This window comes from Corynebacterium macginleyi, assembly GCF_003688935.1.
GTDB classification, from domain to species: Bacteria; Actinomycetota; Actinomycetes; order Mycobacteriales; family Mycobacteriaceae; genus Corynebacterium; species Corynebacterium macginleyi.
In genome coordinates, this window is record NZ_REGE01000005.1 from 79,398 (window position 1) to 97,115 (window position 17,718).

16 protein-coding genes, 1 tRNA gene, 1 other RNA gene and 1 pseudogene are annotated in these 17,718 nt (G+C 57.7%); 8 read left to right on the plus strand and 11 right to left on the minus strand.

All coding sequences use genetic code 11. The features are described 5' to 3' along the window. Positions 1-72: 72 nt before the first annotated feature. The 4 genes from D9V82_RS05370 to D9V82_RS05385 all read right to left on the minus strand — a co-directional run bounded on the left by D9V82_RS05370 (position 73) and on the right by D9V82_RS05385 (position 5,406). Complete coding sequence (locus D9V82_RS05370) at positions 73-540, minus strand: hypothetical protein (RefSeq protein WP_121911402.1); 468 nt, start codon at positions 538-540, stop codon at positions 73-75. Continuing rightward, on the minus strand, positions 533-904 hold the full coding sequence (locus D9V82_RS05375) for a hypothetical protein (RefSeq protein WP_121911403.1): 372 nt from the start codon (positions 902-904) through the stop codon (positions 533-535). Before D9V82_RS05375 ends, D9V82_RS05370 begins: the two co-directional genes overlap by 8 nt. Before the next feature lie 97 nt (positions 905-1,001). Further along, positions 1,002-4,061: a bifunctional [glutamine synthetase] adenylyltransferase/[glutamine synthetase]-adenylyl-L-tyrosine phosphorylase gene (locus D9V82_RS05380; RefSeq protein ID WP_121911404.1), complete on the minus strand. Its 3,060-nt coding sequence runs from the start codon at positions 4,059-4,061 to the stop codon at positions 1,002-1,004. Between the two features lie 7 nt (positions 4,062-4,068). Continuing rightward, complete coding sequence (locus D9V82_RS05385; protein WP_121911405.1) at positions 4,069-5,406, minus strand: glutamine synthetase family protein; 1,338 nt, start codon at positions 5,404-5,406, stop codon at positions 4,069-4,071. A 196-nt stretch (positions 5,407-5,602) separates the two neighbouring features. On the opposite strand from D9V82_RS05385, the gene D9V82_RS05390 reads away from it, so the two are divergent. Together D9V82_RS05390 and D9V82_RS05395 are read left to right on the plus strand one after the other, a co-directional pair. Next, entirely contained in the window at positions 5,603-6,643 is a 1,041-nt protein-coding gene (locus D9V82_RS05390; RefSeq protein WP_121911406.1) for a DUF2786 domain-containing protein, read from the plus strand. A 174-nt stretch (positions 6,644-6,817) separates the two neighbouring features. Further along, positions 6,818-8,539 carry a CYTH and CHAD domain-containing protein gene (locus tag D9V82_RS05395; protein WP_121911407.1) on the plus strand — a complete coding sequence of 574 codons (1,722 nt, stop codon included), beginning with the start codon at positions 6,818-6,820 and terminating at the stop codon, positions 8,537-8,539. Between the two features lie 59 nt (positions 8,540-8,598). Here the strand turns inward: D9V82_RS05395 and D9V82_RS05400 are convergent, their stop codons facing one another. Then, positions 8,599-8,793, minus strand: a complete 195-nt coding sequence (locus D9V82_RS05400; RefSeq protein ID WP_121911408.1) for a BPTI domain-containing protein — start codon at positions 8,791-8,793, stop codon at positions 8,599-8,601. Between the two features lie 250 nt (positions 8,794-9,043). On the opposite strand from D9V82_RS05400, the gene D9V82_RS05405 reads away from it, so the two are divergent. Next, complete coding sequence (locus D9V82_RS05405) at positions 9,044-10,318, plus strand: galactokinase family protein (RefSeq protein ID WP_121911409.1); 1,275 nt, start codon at positions 9,044-9,046, stop codon at positions 10,316-10,318. A 13-nt stretch (positions 10,319-10,331) separates the two neighbouring features. On the opposite strand, the gene rnpB is transcribed toward D9V82_RS05405, so the two are convergent. From rnpB to D9V82_RS05425, 4 genes are all read right to left on the minus strand, one after another. Next, an RNA gene (gene rnpB, locus D9V82_RS05410) (RNase P RNA component class A) lies at positions 10,332-10,786 on the minus strand. 15 nt (positions 10,787-10,801) lie between these two features. Then, complete coding sequence (locus tag D9V82_RS05415; protein ID WP_121911410.1) at positions 10,802-11,962, minus strand: bifunctional RNase H/acid phosphatase; 1,161 nt, start codon at positions 11,960-11,962, stop codon at positions 10,802-10,804. Beyond that, positions 11,962-12,678, minus strand: a complete 717-nt coding sequence (locus tag D9V82_RS05420; RefSeq protein ID WP_121911411.1) for a zinc ribbon domain-containing protein — start codon at positions 12,676-12,678, stop codon at positions 11,962-11,964. The genes D9V82_RS05415 and D9V82_RS05420 overlap by 1 nt, the downstream gene beginning before the upstream one ends. Beyond that, complete coding sequence (locus tag D9V82_RS05425; RefSeq protein WP_121911412.1) at positions 12,679-13,821, minus strand: Nif3-like dinuclear metal center hexameric protein; 1,143 nt, start codon at positions 13,819-13,821, stop codon at positions 12,679-12,681. Between the two features lie 100 nt (positions 13,822-13,921). Between D9V82_RS05425 and D9V82_RS05430 the strand changes: the two genes are divergently transcribed. The 5 genes and pseudogenes from D9V82_RS05430 to D9V82_RS05445 all read left to right on the plus strand — a co-directional run bounded on the left by D9V82_RS05430 (position 13,922) and on the right by D9V82_RS05445 (position 16,517). Further along, complete coding sequence (locus D9V82_RS05430; RefSeq protein WP_121911413.1) at positions 13,922-14,413, plus strand: low molecular weight protein-tyrosine-phosphatase; 492 nt, start codon at positions 13,922-13,924, stop codon at positions 14,411-14,413. A 10-nt stretch (positions 14,414-14,423) separates the two neighbouring features. Further along, the gene (locus tag D9V82_RS05435; RefSeq protein ID WP_121911414.1) at positions 14,424-15,389 is read left to right on the plus strand and encodes an SURF1 family cytochrome oxidase biogenesis protein; all 966 of its coding nucleotides are present in this window, start codon (positions 14,424-14,426) and stop codon (positions 15,387-15,389) included. 137 nt (positions 15,390-15,526) lie between these two features. After that, positions 15,527-15,721: pseudogene (locus tag D9V82_RS12020) on the plus strand (IS481 family transposase); the annotation flags it as partial. Positions 15,722-15,892: 171 nt separating this feature from the next. After that, positions 15,893-16,159, plus strand: a complete 267-nt coding sequence (locus tag D9V82_RS05440; RefSeq protein ID WP_234457536.1) for a hypothetical protein — start codon at positions 15,893-15,895, stop codon at positions 16,157-16,159. A 61-nt stretch (positions 16,160-16,220) separates the two neighbouring features. Next, the gene (locus D9V82_RS05445) at positions 16,221-16,517 is read left to right on the plus strand and encodes a hypothetical protein (RefSeq protein WP_121911415.1); all 297 of its coding nucleotides are present in this window, start codon (positions 16,221-16,223) and stop codon (positions 16,515-16,517) included. A gap of 391 nt (positions 16,518-16,908) precedes the next feature. Here D9V82_RS05445 and D9V82_RS05455 read toward each other — a convergent pair. Then, positions 16,909-16,984: transfer RNA gene (locus D9V82_RS05455), tRNA-Val, on the minus strand. A gap of 67 nt (positions 16,985-17,051) precedes the next feature. Then, the gene (locus D9V82_RS05460) at positions 17,052-17,450 is read right to left on the minus strand and encodes a DUF3052 domain-containing protein (protein WP_121911416.1); all 399 of its coding nucleotides are present in this window, start codon (positions 17,448-17,450) and stop codon (positions 17,052-17,054) included. Positions 17,451-17,718 lie beyond the last annotated feature (268 nt).

Here is a 17,718-nt window from a genome sequence, read left to right on the forward strand (position 1 = left end):
GGCCCGGAGGACGCCCCAGCGACTGCACCAACCGAAGCACAGACCGGGATCTAGACAGAGTCTGGTACGGCCCTAATTCGCCGGGGCGCTTTCGGCCACGATGCCATCGCTGGCGGGGATGACAATCCCTTTATCGAAGGCGCCAATGATGGCCTTTTCATCCTCTTCATCTAACTCGCCAGAGGCCACAGCACTCTTTAATTCACGCTCTAAATACTGCCGGACATCAGACTTCCCGGATTTATTCTGGGTAATTTCGCGCGGAACCGACTCTATGGGAATCCCCAACGCCTTCGCCAGCGCCATCACGCGGTTGGCTTCTAAAGCCGCATCGCCTGCTACCGCACCAGTGCCCTGGGCGGGCGCTTCTTGTTGCACCACTCCCCCAGCCACGGCATCGCCTACGGTCATCGTCCCTTTCGGAGGCTGATGGCGGTTAGTTACCCACATACCCCCGACGACGGCAATAATAGCCACCACGGTAATACAACCCCACAGGTAGATGAGCTTCCTGCGATGGGCTTCCGGAGATTTAATCATGGTAATCCGAATTTCCTCCGAAGAATCCATAACCGTTACCGCGCGAGGAATTGCCATTGCCGCGTTCAATCAACATATCAATGAGCGAGCGGATCGTAGCCTCCCCAATGCGATCGGCGGGCCCGCGCGAGCTGAACTCCGCACCGCGCTGACGATCAAGGCCGTCTTGGCGATGCGCCGCATCGGGGTTCTGCCCGGCGCCGGGGGTGCTCGTTTGTGGGGCCGAGACCGTGATGGTCAAGGTGGTTCCCTCTATCTCGAGGACGTCATCATCACGGACTCCTGCCGCGCGAGCGGCAGAAAGCAAGGCGGCTAATTCTCCCACGGTGGCAGATCCCATCTCAAGCTGCAGCTGAAATGACATAACCAAAGGTCCTTTCTCTAAGTTATTCCTACTCTAGAGTCCGATACTTCATAAGTTAAGGGATTGAGAGCCATCTAAACCAAGTTATGCGGCAACTTTAAGAATGCTCGAAGGATTCTTCCTCTCCCCAGAAGACCTCATCGACCACCTTGCGCGCGTGTCGAGTCAATTTCAGGTAAGTATCCAGGAAATCCTGATTATTCTCCGGCGTCCACCCAGCTGCGCCGGCGACTTGGGCCAATTGCGGGCCCGGCCCAGGCAACTGGTCCACGCGCTTGCCGCGCACCAGCACCAACGCGTTGCGGGCGTCTGTTGTCATCAACCATGCCTCTCGCAGTTCACTTGTTTGTTCGGTGCTTAAGATTCCACTTTCTTCCAGCGCCTCCAGCACCGGCAAGGTCCCTGGCTGCCGCAGCGCGGGATGCTCATGTCCGTGCATCATAATCAGCAGCTGCACCGTCCACTCAATATCGCTCAAGGCTCCGCGGCCCAGCTTCGTGTGCGTGGTGCGATCGGCCCCACGCGGCAGGCGCTCATTATCCACGCGTGCCTTCATGCGCCGGATGGCGCGGATGGTGGACTGGCTCGCACCGCTATCCGGGTAGCGGTATTCATCGATCATCTCTATAAAACGCTGGCCCACTTCTTCATCCCCAGCGATGAAGGCAGCGCGCAGCAGCGCCTGCATTTCCCAGGCCTCGCCCCACTCGCGGTAATAGCGCTTGTAGGAGGCAATGCTGCGCACCGCCGCACCAGATCGGCCCTCCGGGCGCAGGCCCAGATCGACGTCCAGGGGTGGATCCCCAGAGGGCTTGGCTAGGCGGCGGCGCAGCTTTTCGACGATCCCTATGGCCCACCTCATGGCCTCACTCTCGTCATCTGCGGCATCAGGCTCTGCCACGAAAAGCACATCTGCATCGGAGCCGAACCCAAGCTCTCGGCCGCCGAGTCGGCCCATGCCAATAACTGCAATTCGCGCCGGCGGTTCCGCATCCTCGTGGTCAATCCGCCAGGCCCGCACCTCCGCGCGCAGGGCGGCTTCTAAAACCGCATTCCAGATAGTCGAAAGCTCCTGGCACACCTGCTCGACGGGGATAATTCCTAAGAGATCACCACTGGCTATGCGCGCCAGCTCCACCCTGCGCAGCGAGCGCGCGACCGCCACCGCCTTATCCGGATGCACGTGGCGCTTGCTGGAATTGACCAACGCCTGAGACACCTGCTCTGGTTTGGTTTCCAGCAACTTGGGACCGGTCGCGCCATCGGAAAGCTGTTTCACCGAATCCGGGGCGCTGATAATGAGGTCCGCGGTAAAAGACGACGTTCCTAGAATATGCATCAAGCGCTGGCCGACGATCCCCTCATCCCGCAAAATGCGCAGGAACCACGACTTATCACGAGCAGCATCGGAGAGCTTGCGGTAATTGAGCAACCCCATATCCGGGTCCGCGGTTTCTGCCAGCCATTCCATCAAGGTGGGCAGCAAGATCGCTTGAATGCGTGCCTTGCGGGACGTGCCTGAGGCCAAGGAGGTCAGGTGCTCGAAGGCGCGCACCGGCGCGCTATATCCCAATGCCGCAAGCTGCAGCTTCGCCGCCTCTGGTGAAAGTTTCAGCTCATCGGCGGACATGGTGACCACGGAATTTAGCAGCGGGCGATAAAACAGGCGCGAGTGCAACTCTGAAATGCGCATCCTGATGCGCCGCAAATGCGCAAGCATCCCCTGCACCGCAGACTTAGTGCCCTGCGGCGAAAATCCAGAAATCACCGCGAGCCAGTTAAGGCCCGCTTCATCCTCGTCTGCCGGCAGCGTATGCGTGCGGCGGAAACGCTCCAATTGCAGGCGATGTTCTAAAAGGCGCAGGAATTCATAGGCCTCGATGAGCTGCGTGCCATCTTCGCGTCCTACGTAGCCGGCGGAGATAAGGGCGCCTAGGGCATCCACTGTCGACAGCGCGCGCAGGGATTCATCGGAGCGGCCGTGCACCAATTGCAGCAATTGCACCGCAAATTCGATATCGCGCAGCCCGCCGACCCCCAGCTTGAGCTCGCGGTGTTTGAGCTCATCCGGCACATTATCTAAAACGCGCCGGCGCATGGCCTGGACGTCTTCCACGAAGGAATCACGCTGCGAGGCCGTCCACACCATCGGTTGGATCTGATCCAGGTAATCCTGCCCCAGCGGCAGGTAGCCGGTCATCGCCCGCGCTTTGAGCAGGGCCTGAAATTCCCAGGTTTCTGCCCATCTGCGGTAATACGTCACGTGCGAATCTAGTGTGCGCACCAGCGCGCCAGACTTGCCCTCGGGCCGAAGGTTCGCATCGACATCAAAAAATGTCGTGGACCCAATCCGGTTAAACTCCGCGGCTAGACGGGTAGCCTTGGGCGTTGCCTTGCTGCCGACGAAGATAACGTCCACATCAGAAATATAGTTAAGCTCGCCGGCACCGCACTTGCCCATCGCCATGACCGCAAGCTGTGCATCGAGCGGATCGTCGCCGTAGATCTTGCGCACCGCGACAGCGAGAGAGGCGGTAAGGGCGGCATCGGCAAGCGCTGTAGTCAGCGTGGTGACCTGCCGGAAACTTAATTCCGGCTGCGGGCGGGATCGCCGCTTGCGGGAGTGAAAGGTCCCCGCCACATCGTGCGCGGCAAGGCGCATCATCAGCGTGCGGTACTGGGTCCGCATCTCCTCTTTATGCTCGCCTTTACTCGCGCGGTACGTACCCGGCGCGCTGAGATCGTCTCTCGCCGGATCGGGAACATCGAGCTCTGCAGCAAACCTTGCTGGTTGCGCGCCGACCACCTCAAGCAGGCTGGTAAACATCTCTTCAGGCTCCGGAAGCGGCTTTTTCAGCTCTGCCCACAGCTCTGGGTGGGCAGCGAGGTGATCCCCAAAGGCCGTTGACGCACCCAAGAGTGCGAGAAGGCGCACCCGCACCTGCTCATTACTGCGGATTTCGGCATCGAGCTCCGGGGCCTGCTCGTAAATGCGCACGAGGTTGTTGAGTGCCAAATCTGGATCACCAACCGCAGCCAGGGTCCATAAAAGGTCAACGGACTCCAGATTATTCCATCCCAATTGTTCTAAGTCTTGTGCAGCATGGGCCCGGCTAAGGCCCAACGAGGCCGGTGACGGCACCGTGTCGGGACGCATTATTCTCCTAGAAATTCAGGTTGTTGCGCAGCTCGACTGCAGTAATTTGGCGCTGATACTCGCGCCATTCTTCCCATTTGGCGCGCAAAAAGAACTCGAAGACGCGCTCGCCCAAGACCTCCGCCATGAATTCGGACTTTTCAAATTCACGCAGGGCTTGGTCCATGCTGGAGGGAAGATCCTTATACCCCATGGCGCGGCGTTCGCGGTGGGTGAGCTGGTGGACATCATCTTCTGCAGGATCGTCTAATTCATAGCCTTCCCGGATACCCCGCAGCCCAGCGGCGAGGATGACCGCATAGCCCAAGTATGGGTTCATGGAGGCATCGATGGATCTGATCTCCACCCGTCGCGATTCCTCCTTAGTCAGGCGGTACGTCGGCACGCGCACTAGGGCAGAACGGTTCTGCACGCCCCATGTGGCCGTCCCCGGCGCCTCATTGCCAAACATCAGCCTCTTATAAGAGTTGGGCCATTGGTTGATAATCGGACTCATCTCTGTAGAGTGCTCCAAAATTCCGGCGATGAATTGCTTGGCGGTGCGTGAGAGCGAAAATTCATCATCCGGGTCATGAAAAGCGTTGGACTGGCCTTCAAAAAGGCTAAAGTGCGTGTGCATTCCAGAGCCCGGAAGATCCTCAAACGGTTTAGGCATAAACGTCGCCCGCACATTTGAATCCGTAGCTACCTGCTTAATAACCCTCCGGAAGGTCATAATATTATCCGCCATGGTCAGCACATCGGCGTGGCGAAGATCGATTTCCTGCTGACCCGGCGCGGTCTCGTGGTGGCTAAATTCGGTGGCGATGCCGAGCGATTCCAACGCCAACATCGCGCGGCGGCGAAAAAGCGGCGCGGTATCATGCGTCGCTTGATCGAAATACCCCCCGTTATCGGTAGGTACCAGGTCTGTCAGCTCCCGGCTATGTTCCAACAGATAGAACTCGATTTCTGGCGAGGCCATGCAGGTAAATCCATCCTTGGCCGCCTCCGTAACCTGGCGGCGCAGGATATGGCGCGGATCCACCACGGAGGGCTGGCCATCCGGCTGCGCAATATCGCAGAACATGCGCGCCGTTTGCAAATCCGGCTCGTTGTCATCAAAAGGCAGGATTTGGAAGGTGGAAGGATCCGGCAACGCGATAGTGTCCGATTCAGAGATACGGGAAAAACCCTCTACCGACGAGCCATCAAAGCCAACCCCCTCCTCAAAGGCGGATTCGAGTTCGGAGGGACTCATCACTACGGATTTGAGGGCGCCCATGATATCTGTAAACCACAAGCGGATAAAACGGATATCGCGTTCCTCAACGGTGCGTAAGACGAATTCGTGTTGGCTATTCATGCCCTAAACCTTACCGGCTCACCGCTAAGCAGTGCGCAGTTCATTAGTCAATTTCCACATGGTCAGATTCGCAGGTCGCCAGAGTATTCAGGGGGTAACAAGCGGGGGTTAATGCAACAGGTATGCCGGCAGGCACATGCTTTGCTGGTGAGGCAAGCGAACACCTGTACATGCTTTCTAAAGGAAGAACGCTACTATGACCTCTCACGTCGATGAATTTTCTGCCAGCGCTATCGATGCCATCGTTACTGCCGCCCAATACGGGTGGTCCCCAGACGATTTACGCCACATTCTTGGTTCTTATTCCTATCCCCTCATCTACCGCGCCAGCCCTCACGTACCTGCCCGCATTACCTCACCTGCACTCCGCAAAGCATGGTTGCAATTAGAAGCGCCGCAAGAAAATTTCGTTCCCCGCGATAAAATGCGCGCCATCATAAAAGAGCTGGTACATCTGCCGCGGTTGCGCGATACCGAGCTTTTAGCAGGCGGCGAGCTAAGCCAGGCCGAAAACTCTAGCGACCAGCAGGATAAACTCCGCCGCAAGGTCTTGGGGCTGCTGCGCAAAGCAGAATCCACGTCCTTTGTAGAAGAGGCAGAGGTACTCATTTCCAAGGCGCAATCGCTACAGCAAAAATACCGCATCGAAGATCTTTTAACCGTTGACCAGCCCCGCCTTATTTCCCACCGAGTGCACGTGCACCCGCCGTATATCAAGCACCAGGTCACCTTGTTGGGCACCATCGCCAATGCCAATGGCTGCACCAGCCTACTCATCCACGAAAAGGGTCTGGCCTGCATCATCGGCGCACCCGAAGACGCTGCGCACTGCGCCGACTTGTTCTCCTCCTTGAACCGCCAATGCGATTGGTACATGCGCAACAGTGAAGGTGCCGAATTTGCGCGCGTAACACAGACTACCGCTGCCTATCGACGCAGCTTCCGGCTTTCCTATGCCGCCCGTATCGGGGAACTGCTGCAGCTGGCCAATGAAGACGGTATTGAAGAAAAACTCGATGAATCCCCTTACTGCAGCCACCACGCAGAACTCATCGCCACCCAAACGCTGCCCGCACTCCAAGCGCGCACCGATCATGCCGAGGAAACCCGAAACCGCCTATTTCCCAATCTGAGTACTTCTACGCTATCCATGAATAGCTTGCATGGCATCACTGACGGTATCACGGCCGCGGATAAGTCTCACTTAGGCGGGTCTGCCATGGGCATCGATTCTTGATACCGGCGGCCCTTGCTCCGTAGCTTCCTCTGTCTGCTTTCAGTCCATGGTTTTGGTAGCGCATTTCTACCTGTACGCACAGCAAACGCTGCGAAATTTTTTAAGGCGGTGGCTGCGCCTCACGGGTAGAATCGCAGATGAAATTAATTGTTGTAAAAGCTTAAGGGTACGTGAATGTCAACACAGACTTTTCTGGAAGTAGAAGCGAAATTCGCCGTAGCGGAATCGACTCAACTGCCTGAACTTACTCGACTCGAATCCGTTGACCATATTGCAGAAACACGCCATCACGCTCTATCTGCTATTTATTACGACACGGAAGATTTGCGCCTGACACACGCCAAAATCACCTTGCGCCGCCGCACCGGCGGCAATGACGATGGCTGGCACATCAAGATCCCAAGCGAGAGTGGACGCACCGAGATCCACGCCGAACTGGGAGAACCGGTAGACGGCAAATACGAAGTACCCCAAGAACTTGTGCAGCAGGTGCGCTCTGTCGTTCGCCACAACGAGTTAAACCCCATCGCGCAGGTGGATAATAACCGCACCGAGATACTGCTTGCGGACGAGCAGAACAATCCGGTCGCAGAATTCTGCGATGACCACGTCACCGCCTTTTCTTTTCTGCCCGGCGGGCAGCAGCAATCCTGGCGCGAATGGGAAATGGAACTCGCCGGTGAGCTTCCAGGTACGGAAGAAGGAAGCCACTTTATACGCCGCGCCACATCCCTTCTCATCGGCGCTGGGGCTCGCGTTTCTTCGTCCCCGTCTAAGCTAACGACGGCCTTGGGCGATTCTTACAGCAATGCTCCCCTTCCGCCTGCGCTAATCACCCCAGATGTTGAGAAGGATTCCCCAGCAGCCGCGGTGATTGCAGCGCTGCAGGCCAACCGCGACAAGCTCATCGATTACGATCCGCGCGTTCGCCGCGATGAATGGGACTCGGTGCACCAAATGCGCGTGGCCACCCGTGAGCTGCGCAGCCACCTACAGACTTTTCACGGCATTGTCGTCGGCCCGCAGATCGAGAAAATCGAAGCCGATCTCAAGGAGCTCGCCAACATTTTGGGCGTTGCCCGCGATGCGGAGGTCGTCGAAGAGCGCTGGCTAGAGCTCTTGGAATCCGAGGATTCCGATACCTTGGATGCCGCCACTCGCGAGCACATCTCCCGCGATATGGCAACCGCCTACCGGCGGGCACACCGGAGGATTATCGCCGCACTAAATTCTGAGGAATACCTCGAATTACTCGAGTCCCTTGACCGCCTGCTGGCGAATCCCCCTACTGCCGGTTCCCAGTCCGCAGAAGATACCGACGGTACTGATGATTGCGTTGCCGTTGACCCGACCGGGGCTGCAGTCGATAATCCAGCCGAAGATGGCGCGGACACGAACGCGGCAGAGGAGGAATCTAACGCTGAAACGGGCGATACGCAGACCGAGGACGTCGATGTCGTCATGGCGCGCCACCTAGAAAAGGCCTACAATAAGCTGGTCAAGCGGCATAAGAAGGCCGTGGACAACTGGAATAACGCGGAGCTGTCGCTACAGGAGCGCGAGAATTACTTCCACGATATGCGCAAGGCTGCGAAGAAATTGCGTTACGCAGCAGAGGCAGCCGGTTCAGCAACGAAACTAAAGACCAAGCGCCTGTATAAGAGCTGCAAAAAGATGCAATCGGTTTTGGGGGATTTTCAAGACTCGGTGACCTCGCGGGATAAATTGCTAGAACTGGCCCGCAATGCTCACCGCCGCGGGGAAGATACCTTCGGCTACGGCCTGCTGTACCAGCGCGAACGCGCTATCAGCCTGGCTGCCTTAGAGGATTACACTGAATCCTTCAAAGACATCGAGGCCGCGTTTAAACCGCTGCGCAAAAAGCTGAAGAAATAGCGCGGCTGGGACACCGGCCCTGCCGAGCTGGGCGATTTCAGGTGATGGTCCGAAAACAACTACTCCCAGCCATCATCTTCTTTATCTGCTGCATCGGCTGCCTTGGTGCGAGCGCGCGCAATTTCTATGGCGCGCTCGGCCTCTTCACGGGTGTCATAGGGCCCCATGCGGTTCTCCCAGCCGGATACTTTGCCCCTGCTGACTTTTTTGGTGGAAGGGTCGTAATACCACTTCTCATCTGCTGTAATCGCCACGGTAGTCCCTTTCGTCTCTATGATTTTGGGCAGCACGTGTGCCCCGCCTGTCTGTGGTGGGTACCCACAATACCCATGTACGAGCACACGCGCCCGCTAGAATATGAGGTCAGTATTTCTTCTGATTCCTCCCGTGCACCGTCAAATAGGGCAAGGGAGCCGCTTTATCGGCTACTTTGTCCGTGGCGCTAGCCCCGCCACGTAGCCGCGTGTTTTTATCTGCCGAATTGAAAAAGGAGCTTTTGCCTTCATGCCACTGTGGTCGACGCCAGAGTCCCCTATTGCCGCGCGTGTTGCACAACAACACGCCTCTATCGTGGGAACTGACCCCACCCATACCGCCAGCGCACCCGGGACCTGGCCGCTCATGGGTGAGCATATCGATCATTATGGCGGCATCGTTGCCGCAAGCTTGTCGGATCTGCGCGCGGCGGCGGCCGTCAGCTTACGCACAGACGGCATCGTGGCTGTCCACTACATTCCGACTAGGGGGGAGCCTGTGCACGATTCCATTGGCCTCCAGGAGGTGGCTACGCTCGCAGCGGCGCAACAACCCACAACGGACTCAGAAGGGCAACCGGTCATCCCGCCTGCACCTGAAGGTGGTCTAGCCGCGCGCATCGGCGGCATCGTGCACACCATGATTAACCGCCAATTACTATCCCGGGAGACGGCAGGGGCAGATATCACGATCGTGAACGATATCCCCGCCGATATCGGCTTGGGCGCTGCATCGGCGGCGGATGTTGCCACAGCGCTTGCATTAATGGGCCCGGTCGATAACCTCGATGCGCCCTTGCGCGTGCGCGTTGCGGAAGTCTGCACTCAGGCTGTGACCACTTTTGCTCATCAGCCAGCTCTTCGCGCGCGTCACACTGCCGCGCTGCGCAGCAGTGGTGACGGCGTGTGCATCATCGACTATGCCGATGGATCAGTCACCCACGCGCCCCACGTCGTGGACCAAGACGTAACGGCCTTTGCCGTGGCGGTACCCGGGGGCAATGCGGAAGAGCAATCACAGGCGATTAGTGCTATCCGCCAGCGCCAGCAATTTATTGATGACGCCTGCCATTCCTTCGGCACGGAGTCGCTGCGCCTATTGCCCGATGCGCAACAGCGGGTGGTGGAGTGGCTCAAGGCAGTGCACAAGGTCTACGGCGAAGACGGGCGCCCCAGCATCACAGCGGCTACCGAGTGGATGGCATTTTATGCTGAGGAAAACACGCGTGTGGAGCACTTCGTGCGTTATCTGCGCTCACACCGCCGCAATGAACTCTTCCCCATTGTGTTGCAATCACAGGCCTCGCTAACCAATATTTATGGCTTTGATTCCGCGGAAAAGATCGCGGAGTTAGTCACAGTCCGCGGCGCGCTCGCCGCGCGCTCGGCGCACGCAGGGCTATCCAATGCCGTTATCGCCTATGTCCCGAGCAATCGCGCGACAAACTTCGCAGCGGACCTAGCAGACGATGGTTTCTTGCTGGTGACATTGGCCGCGGGCGAGCCCGCGAAGATAGAAGATTAGAGGATTAGAGGAGCGAATGAGCCGACCTATAAGCCGGATTCTGTCTAACCGCGGCACCCCAGCCAGTGAGGATACCGCGCGGCGATCATCCATCTAGACCAACCGTTGCCAGTTGGTTCCAGCAGCTACCTTCAGGCTCGAGCGAGCAGCCTTAAAACGCCTGATCGGGCCCTGCAACGTGGCAGGGCCGTGATGCCTTGCTCCCGGTGGGGTTTACCCAGCCACCGCCATCACTGACGATGCTGGTGCGCTCTTAACGCACCGTTTCACCCTTACCTTGTGTCCCCAACTTGGGCCGAAACGCAAGTGGAGGCACAAGGCGGTCTACTTTCTGTTGCACTTGCCCGCGGGTCACCCCGGGTTGCCGTTAGCAACCACCGTGCTCTGTGGAGTCCGGACTTTCCTCGGCGCCCACGTAGCAGCATTCATGCTGCCCGTTTGCGGCGACGCGATCGCCCGGCCGGCTCATTCGCGCTACCTAGTCTAGCGTAGCCCTTCCAGGTGTCCCACATCGTTGAATCCATGCACCATAGAACCACCGTCCCAGAACTCGACCTCTGAGAGCGCAGCCAGATCCAAAAACAGGTGGTGGAAGGTGGCCGGACCAGCATTCAGAGCCTGGCAAAGGAAGGATTTGATGGGGTTGACATGGCTGACAATCAGTACCGTCTTGCCGCTATAGCGCCACTGCAATTCCTTGCGGGCAGCACGCACGCGACGATTGACGGCCTGCAGCGATTCCCCGCCGGGACATGGTGCGGCGGCATCGTGCAACCACTGCTCGTGGATCTCTGGGTCGCTCTGGCGTGCTTCGGCCGCAGTCTTTCCTTCCCACTCGCCAAAGTCCACTTCACGAAGGTTTTCTTCGGTAACGACGTCGATATCGCGACCATGTGCAACGGCGGCCGCCATATCCTGGCAGCGTTGTAACGGCGAGCACACGATGGCGTCAATAGTGGTACCGACAAGCGCCTGTGCCGCGGCGAGCGTCTGCTTTTTGCCTAGTTCAGTAAGACCTGGATTGGTGAGCCCAGAATATTGCTTGGCTGCAGACATCTCGGTCTGCCCATGTCGCAGCAGAATGAATCGCGTTGTATCGCCGCGATCGCCCAGCCAGTCGGCAGGGTGTGGCGCGGTGGTATCCCACTCCTGCTCGCCCTCGACCGGCATAGGCGCGGCAGGCATGGACTCGGCAGGCTCATCGGTATCGCTCTTAACGATGCCCACCGTGTGGCCTGCCGCGGCCGCGTCCATAGCATCGTTGGATAGCGCGTCCGCCACCTTATTTTTCGCGCGCGGCACCCACTCGAGACTGAAAGAAGAAAATCCATCGATATGCGTGCGCGCCTGCAGGGCCAACTTTTGCATATCGGGGTGTTTAATTTTCCAACGCCCGTTAATCTGCTCCACAACGAGCTTGGAATCCATATAGAATTCCACCTCGCTGGCACCGAGCTCAGAGGCGGCCTCGAGCCCACGCAATAAGCCGTGGTACTCGGCCACATTATTAGTGGCTTTGGTTCCTACCACATAGACAATTTCGCGCAGGATAGTTGTGCCATCTGCGTCATAAAGGACGGTGCCTGCCCCGGCTACTCCCGGGTTGCCGCGCGAGCCACCATCGGCATAGATGATGACCTTCATCATGCGAGGCGTACCAGGTAGGAACCACAGTCGCTGCACTGCGGTAACTCATCAGCAGGCGCATTGCGCACGGCGCTTTTATCGACGGGTGGTAATACAATGAAACAGCCACCACAAGCCCGGTTGCCCTTGAACTGCGCGGCGCCGACGCCGTTTTCTTGCCGCTGCGCGTCGTATTCCGCAAGGGCATCGGAGGGCAGTTGTTCGCGCAAATCCGCGATACGCACGGCGGGATCGGGCTGGTTATCCGCGGCCTCTTGCGCGGCTTCCGCGGCGCGGCGCAGCATTTCTAGCTTGCGCTCGGACTCCGACACGCGCGCGCCGTGCACATCCAGGTTGGACCGTAGCGCATGGATCTCATTGTGTGCTTCTTGCAGCTCACTCATCAAATCCGCGATGCGGGACTTGGTGGCGTAAAGATCGTGTTCAATATCCTTGCGCTTCTTAGCATTCAATTCAGCGCCGAGCTGGCCCTTGTCATCGCGTTCGCGCCTGCGCAGCTTGCGTTCATCGGCCTGGATGCGCAGGATTTCATTTTCCATATCATCGACAGCCATTTGCGCGGAACCGGAGGCATCGAGCAAGCGCTTATGTTCTTGTTGCGCCTTGTCGTATTCGATCTTTTCCGCCAGCTCTTTATTCCCGCCAATGCCTTGCGAGCGTTCCAAGTTGGCCAATTCCAGCAGGACCGGTTGTAGTTCTGGCGACAATTTCACTTATGACTCCTTTGGGCGTGCGGAGATGGTCCACGGATCAGTTCGCAGACTAATAATTTCCGTATTTAGTTCTAATGCTGTTTCTACAATATCGCGTGCTTGTGCCGTCCAGGGAAATTCGCTGGCCCAGTGGGCGGTATCGATGACCGCTGGTCCTCCGCCACGCAGATGCTCGTCCACCGGGTGGTGACGTAGATCGGAAGTGACGTAGACATCGACACCCAGCCGCGCCACGGCCTCGAGGAAGGAATCCCCTGCGCCGGACGAGACCGCCACGGTGCGCACCCTCTGCTCCGGGTCGCCCGCGGCTCTGATGCCCCAGGCGGTTTCAGGCAGGGCGTTGGCCACCTGTTGCGTAAACTCCCGCAGGCTCATCTCGCGGGGCAGCTCGCCCACGCGTCCCAACCCCAGTGCGGTATCGAGATCACCACTTCCGGACGTTTTCACGATGTCATAGGCGGGCACCTCATACGGGTGCACCTCATGCAGCGCCGCAATCAACGGGGCCCGCAGCGAGGCGGGAGCCACAAACTCCACCCGCACTTCTTCGCCGCGGTGCAGCTTGCCGATGTCCCCTTCTACCGGCTCCGCGCCCTCCTCCGGCTGAAATTGTCCGGCGCCTGAAATATCAAAGCAGCAATGAGAATAGGCACCGATGTGGCCAGCGCCGGCATTAAAAAGCGCCTCCTTTACCTGCTCCACGCTGCCGGTAGGAATATGCACTCCCCACTTATCTATGGTCTCTGGCTCCTCCGGCACGATGGGCCGACCTGGGTTAATGCCAACGAGTTCCGCGAGCTTATCATTAACCCCTGGGCGGGCTTTATCGGCGTTGGTGTGGGCGGCAAAAAGCGCCACACCATTTTTAATCAGGGTATGTACGACTCTACCTTTGGGGGTATCGGCCGCCACGGATTCCACTCCGCGCAATAGCAGCGGGTGGTGGACTACCAACATGTCTGCGCCAAGCTCAACTGCGCGAGCCGCTACTTCTTGAGTGCATTCCAAGGCAAAGGCGACGGTGCGCACCTCGTCTGCGGGATCGCCGCAGATTAGCCCCACCGCATCCCACTTTTCGGCCAAATGGGGCGGATAGGCCTTATCCAAAACGCGGCGCACATCGCCCACTCGCACAGCAGACATGGGGATACTCCTTTATGGTCGTTTACGCTCGATTCTTGTAAATTACACTAGTGCTATATCCTGCCCCCACTACAGTACTATCTGCGCAAAGGGTTTTCGCATGACTGAATCTTCTTCTCACTCGGGTCTCTACCTTGTCTTCGTGTGCACCGGCAATATCTGCCGCTCACCCATGGCCGAAATTATCGTCCGCGATGAATTGGAAGATGCCATGCTTGACCTCGTCGCCACCGTGGATTCCTGCGGACTTGGCGGCTGGCACGTAGGGCAAGGCGCAGATGAAAGGGCCGTTGCAGAATTGCGCCGCGCCGGACACGATGGGGCCTCGCACCGCGCAACCAAATTGGGCGAAGAACACATGGACGCTGACCTATTCCTTGCGATGGATTCCGGTCACTACGATTCACTCATCGATGCGGGCATTGAGCCTGCCAAGGTCCGGCTAATGCGCAGCTTCGATCCGAGTGCGCCGGAAGGCGCTGAGGTCGCCGACCCTTACTATGGCACCGAAAAAGACTTCGAAACCACGCGCAAAAATATCGAAGCCGCCGTTCCCGGCCTGCTGGATTGGATTCGCGAGAACCACGACTAAACTTGGGGGCATGCTAAAGACGTTCCTCAAGCCTGGCTGGGTGCTCATGCTACTTTTCGTGGTGGCATTTTCCTACCTGGCCTTTAGCGTCCTTGCCCCATGGCAATTGGGAAAGGACGAAGACATTGTAGAACGCAATGAAAACATCACGCATGCCTACGAGGCCGACCCACAGCCGGTTGAGCAGCTCTTAGATGAAGACGGCGCCATTTCCGGTGATGAATGGTCCCGCGCCACACTCACGGGGCACTACCTGGCCGAAAAGGAAGTCTTGCTTCGCCTGCGCCCCGCCGGCTCCGGTCCGTCCTATCAGTCCTTGGTGCCTTTCCGCACCGACGGAGGCCTGACCATGCTAGTTAACCGTGGTTGGATAAGCGCCAAGGAAGGCAATGCGGTCCCGGATATCCCGCCCGCTCCCTCTGAAAAGGTGAGCATTACCGGCATGGTGCGCTCAAATGAGGCAGAGCATCAAACCTCCCCCATCACACAGGAAGGCTACCGGCAGGTCTATTCCATCCACACGCAGCAGGTGGGCTCGCTTATCGGTGTCGACTTAGGCCATGATTACATCCAGCTCTCTGAAGGCCAGCCGGGGGTACTCACTGCCATGCCCATCCCGCAACTCGACCGCGGCAACCACCTTTCCTATGGCTACCAGTGGATTGCCTTCGGTATTATGGCTCCGCTAGGTTTGGGCTACTTTATATGGTCCGAGATCCGCGAGCGCCGCCGCCTGCACGAAGAAGAAGCCGCTATGCAGGCCCTCGACGCGGATGCAGAATCGCTTGCCGATGCCACCACCGAGACCGAATCTCACGCCGGGGCTACCTCGCAGCCCGAACCACACACACAGTCGTCAAGCTCTGCCTCGCATACGTATGCCGCTGCGCTGCGCAACCGCTCACGCTACGGAGATTCCAAACCGGACCACTATGCCAAGCTGAAAAAACGCCGCCGCGAGCGCTACGAACCGTAGTCGTGGGCTAGCCAGGGCGCTGTCTCGGCCGCATATTTGCCCACACGGAGGCGACTGAGTTCACGACAAAATTGTCACCCTGTTTCTGCGAATGCAATCGTGATACTTGATAGGTCAGCCGGGACATGCTTGACACTATGAACAGCCCCAATCGCAACCTCGCCATCGTCACAGCAGTCCGTGAGCAAGAGCGCAGTCCATCTAAAGTAGTCAAGGAATGCAGAATCTCTCGCCTACGCGTCTACCAAATCCTTAATGCCTCCGACAACAGAGGCACCCAACCCATCGGACCGAAATCCCGCGCCCCGCGCACTCGACCCCAAGCCGTTCCAGACGCACATTTTGCTACTTAACCCCCTATTCACCCCATGAGGCCGACCGTAGACGCACCGAAACCAGCTATCTCACCTATCAAGGTGAGAAGTCTGCTCCCTGGGGGACTTATCGCCGGTTTCACGTTCTTTAAAACTAAAAAGTTAACTTTTAACAACATACGGCTGCCGATGGTTGAAGCTCTTATACAAATCGCCGAGGCGCGAGGTTACCCATCCGGTGGCATCGCGGCGGCCCACCCCGGACACGACGGAGTACACGAGTTCCGCGCCGACCGCTTCGCAGCACGCCTCCTTATCTCCCCTGTCGAATACGCCGCTGCAGAAACCATCTACGGACCACATCCAGCACCCTGGCCAACGAACTCGGTGCTACGGCCAAAGTCCTCACAAGCTGGCAAGCTCTACATGAAAGAAAGCCAGTACTCCCCGTGTTAACACACCATTTCCAAATTCAGATATGTAAATAAAGCTCAAACCCGTTACCGAAAGGAAAATCGTGTTCAAGTTTAAGAAGTGTGTGGCTACTGTTGCTATTGCTACGGCGATAGGTTGCGGGTCCCCTGCTGTGGCGTCCGCTGCGCCGGTAGTACCTGCCGCAACGAGCAGCTCCGACGAGCTGTTTCAAGCATATGCGATTGCTTTGAGCATTGGAGCTGCGGCTTTCTACGGCCTCCCCAAAGAGGCACAAGACTGGATTCTTAGCAATTCCGCGATTCTAAAAATGCTCAATTTCCAGTCCAACAAGGCTAGTGAGGATTATGCCCGTATGAAGGCCTCGCTGACTGAAAGCTAAGACCACAACCACTTCAGGACGTAACAAGACGCAAAAAGGGGCCACTTGGTTTATACCGAGTGGCCCTACCCATGCGGTGAATCGGTGCGTGAAGGATGGGCATATCCCTGGACGGTTGACTCCCTACGGCTTGCGGCATGTGGCGGCGGGGCTGATGTTAGCGTCTGGTGCGTCGGTGAAAGCGGTACAAAAGCAGTTGAGGCATAAGTCTGCGATGCTCACCCTCGATACGTGTGCGGACTTGGTTGTGGTGACCTTGATGAGGTGGCGGGCCGGATGGATGAGAGGCTTCGTGAAATACCGTCGGGCGCGCCGTGCTTTTCAAGGTAGCGTTTTTGTCGTGGGATTGAGTAAGACCCCTATTCCGATTTCTCGAAAAAGGGGTCTAATCTGGTGCGGCCTGAGGGGATCGAACCCCCGACCTATTGGGTGTAAACCAATTGCTCTTCCAGCTGAGCTAAAGCCGCATGCGCCCTTGCGCTGTCATGTACAGTAGCGCAAGCTTATAAAGCAACACAAATCAGCTGGTAAAGACTATTTTTTGGTGTATCCACGCTGGACCAGGCAGGAGCCTTGCCACTCACCTAAACGCTCAGCTTTGGTTTGTACCAAGCCAGCCAGCTGCGCCGATTCAGAAATGAGCCCGGGTTCAACAGTACCCGGCTTGCCTGCACCCGGGGTCAGCAACCAAACAGCACCGTTATCCGCGAGCGGGCGACTGGCATCGACCAAACCGTCCACGAGGTCACCGTCTTCCTCGCGCCACCAGAGAAGGACTACATCGCACAGTTCATCATTTTCCTCTTCGAGGAAATCCTCACCGAGTACGGCTTCGATCGATTCAGAGATTGTAGTGTCACAATCCTCGTCCCACCCAAGCTCTAGAGCGATCTGCCCTTCCTTGATTCCGAGCTTGACAGCAGCGTCAGCCACTATGCATTTCCTTCCTTAACCAGTGAATTCTTTCCCACACCCCACCTGCGCATAACACGGAGGGCGAGCGTTATTACATGTAGTGTAACGTCCCAGGGCGTTTTTTACTTGCTATAGCACCCCCTTCGATCAATTTTCAGGGCTTTTCTACCCACATCGGGATCTGTTTTGGGGAACAAATAGTGCCGTTTAGGGGTCTTCTACCCACGTTTGTTCGCTGCCCTAGGGCCGTAAACCGCAGGTGGTGAGGGGGTCACTGGAAAGCGCC

Coding starts and splice junctions, on each gene's coding strand:
- D9V82_RS05385 (WP_121911405.1), bottom strand. CDS start 5,406: ATGAATAGCCAACACGAATTCGTCTTACGCACCGTTGAGGAACGCGAT.
- D9V82_RS05395 (WP_121911407.1), top strand. CDS start 6,818: ATGTCAACACAGACTTTTCTGGAAGTAGAAGCGAAATTCGCCGTAGCG.
- D9V82_RS05435 (WP_121911414.1), top strand. CDS start 14,424: ATGCTAAAGACGTTCCTCAAGCCTGGCTGGGTGCTCATGCTACTTTTC.
- D9V82_RS05425 (WP_121911412.1), bottom strand. CDS start 13,821: ATGTCTGCTGTGCGAGTGGGCGATGTGCGCCGCGTTTTGGATAAGGCC.
- D9V82_RS05370 (WP_121911402.1), bottom strand. CDS start 540: ATGATTAAATCTCCGGAAGCCCATCGCAGGAAGCTCATCTACCTGTGG.
- D9V82_RS05380 (WP_121911404.1), bottom strand. CDS start 4,061: ATGCGTCCCGACACGGTGCCGTCACCGGCCTCGTTGGGCCTTAGCCGG.
- D9V82_RS05375 (WP_121911403.1), bottom strand. CDS start 904: ATGTCATTTCAGCTGCAGCTTGAGATGGGATCTGCCACCGTGGGAGAA.
- D9V82_RS05440 (WP_234457536.1), top strand. CDS start 15,893: ATGGTTGAAGCTCTTATACAAATCGCCGAGGCGCGAGGTTACCCATCC.
- D9V82_RS05390 (WP_121911406.1), top strand. CDS start 5,603: ATGACCTCTCACGTCGATGAATTTTCTGCCAGCGCTATCGATGCCATC.
- D9V82_RS05405 (WP_121911409.1), top strand. CDS start 9,044: ATGCCACTGTGGTCGACGCCAGAGTCCCCTATTGCCGCGCGTGTTGCA.
- D9V82_RS05415 (WP_121911410.1), bottom strand. CDS start 11,962: ATGAAGGTCATCATCTATGCCGATGGTGGCTCGCGCGGCAACCCGGGA.
- D9V82_RS05430 (WP_121911413.1), top strand. CDS start 13,922: ATGACTGAATCTTCTTCTCACTCGGGTCTCTACCTTGTCTTCGTGTGC.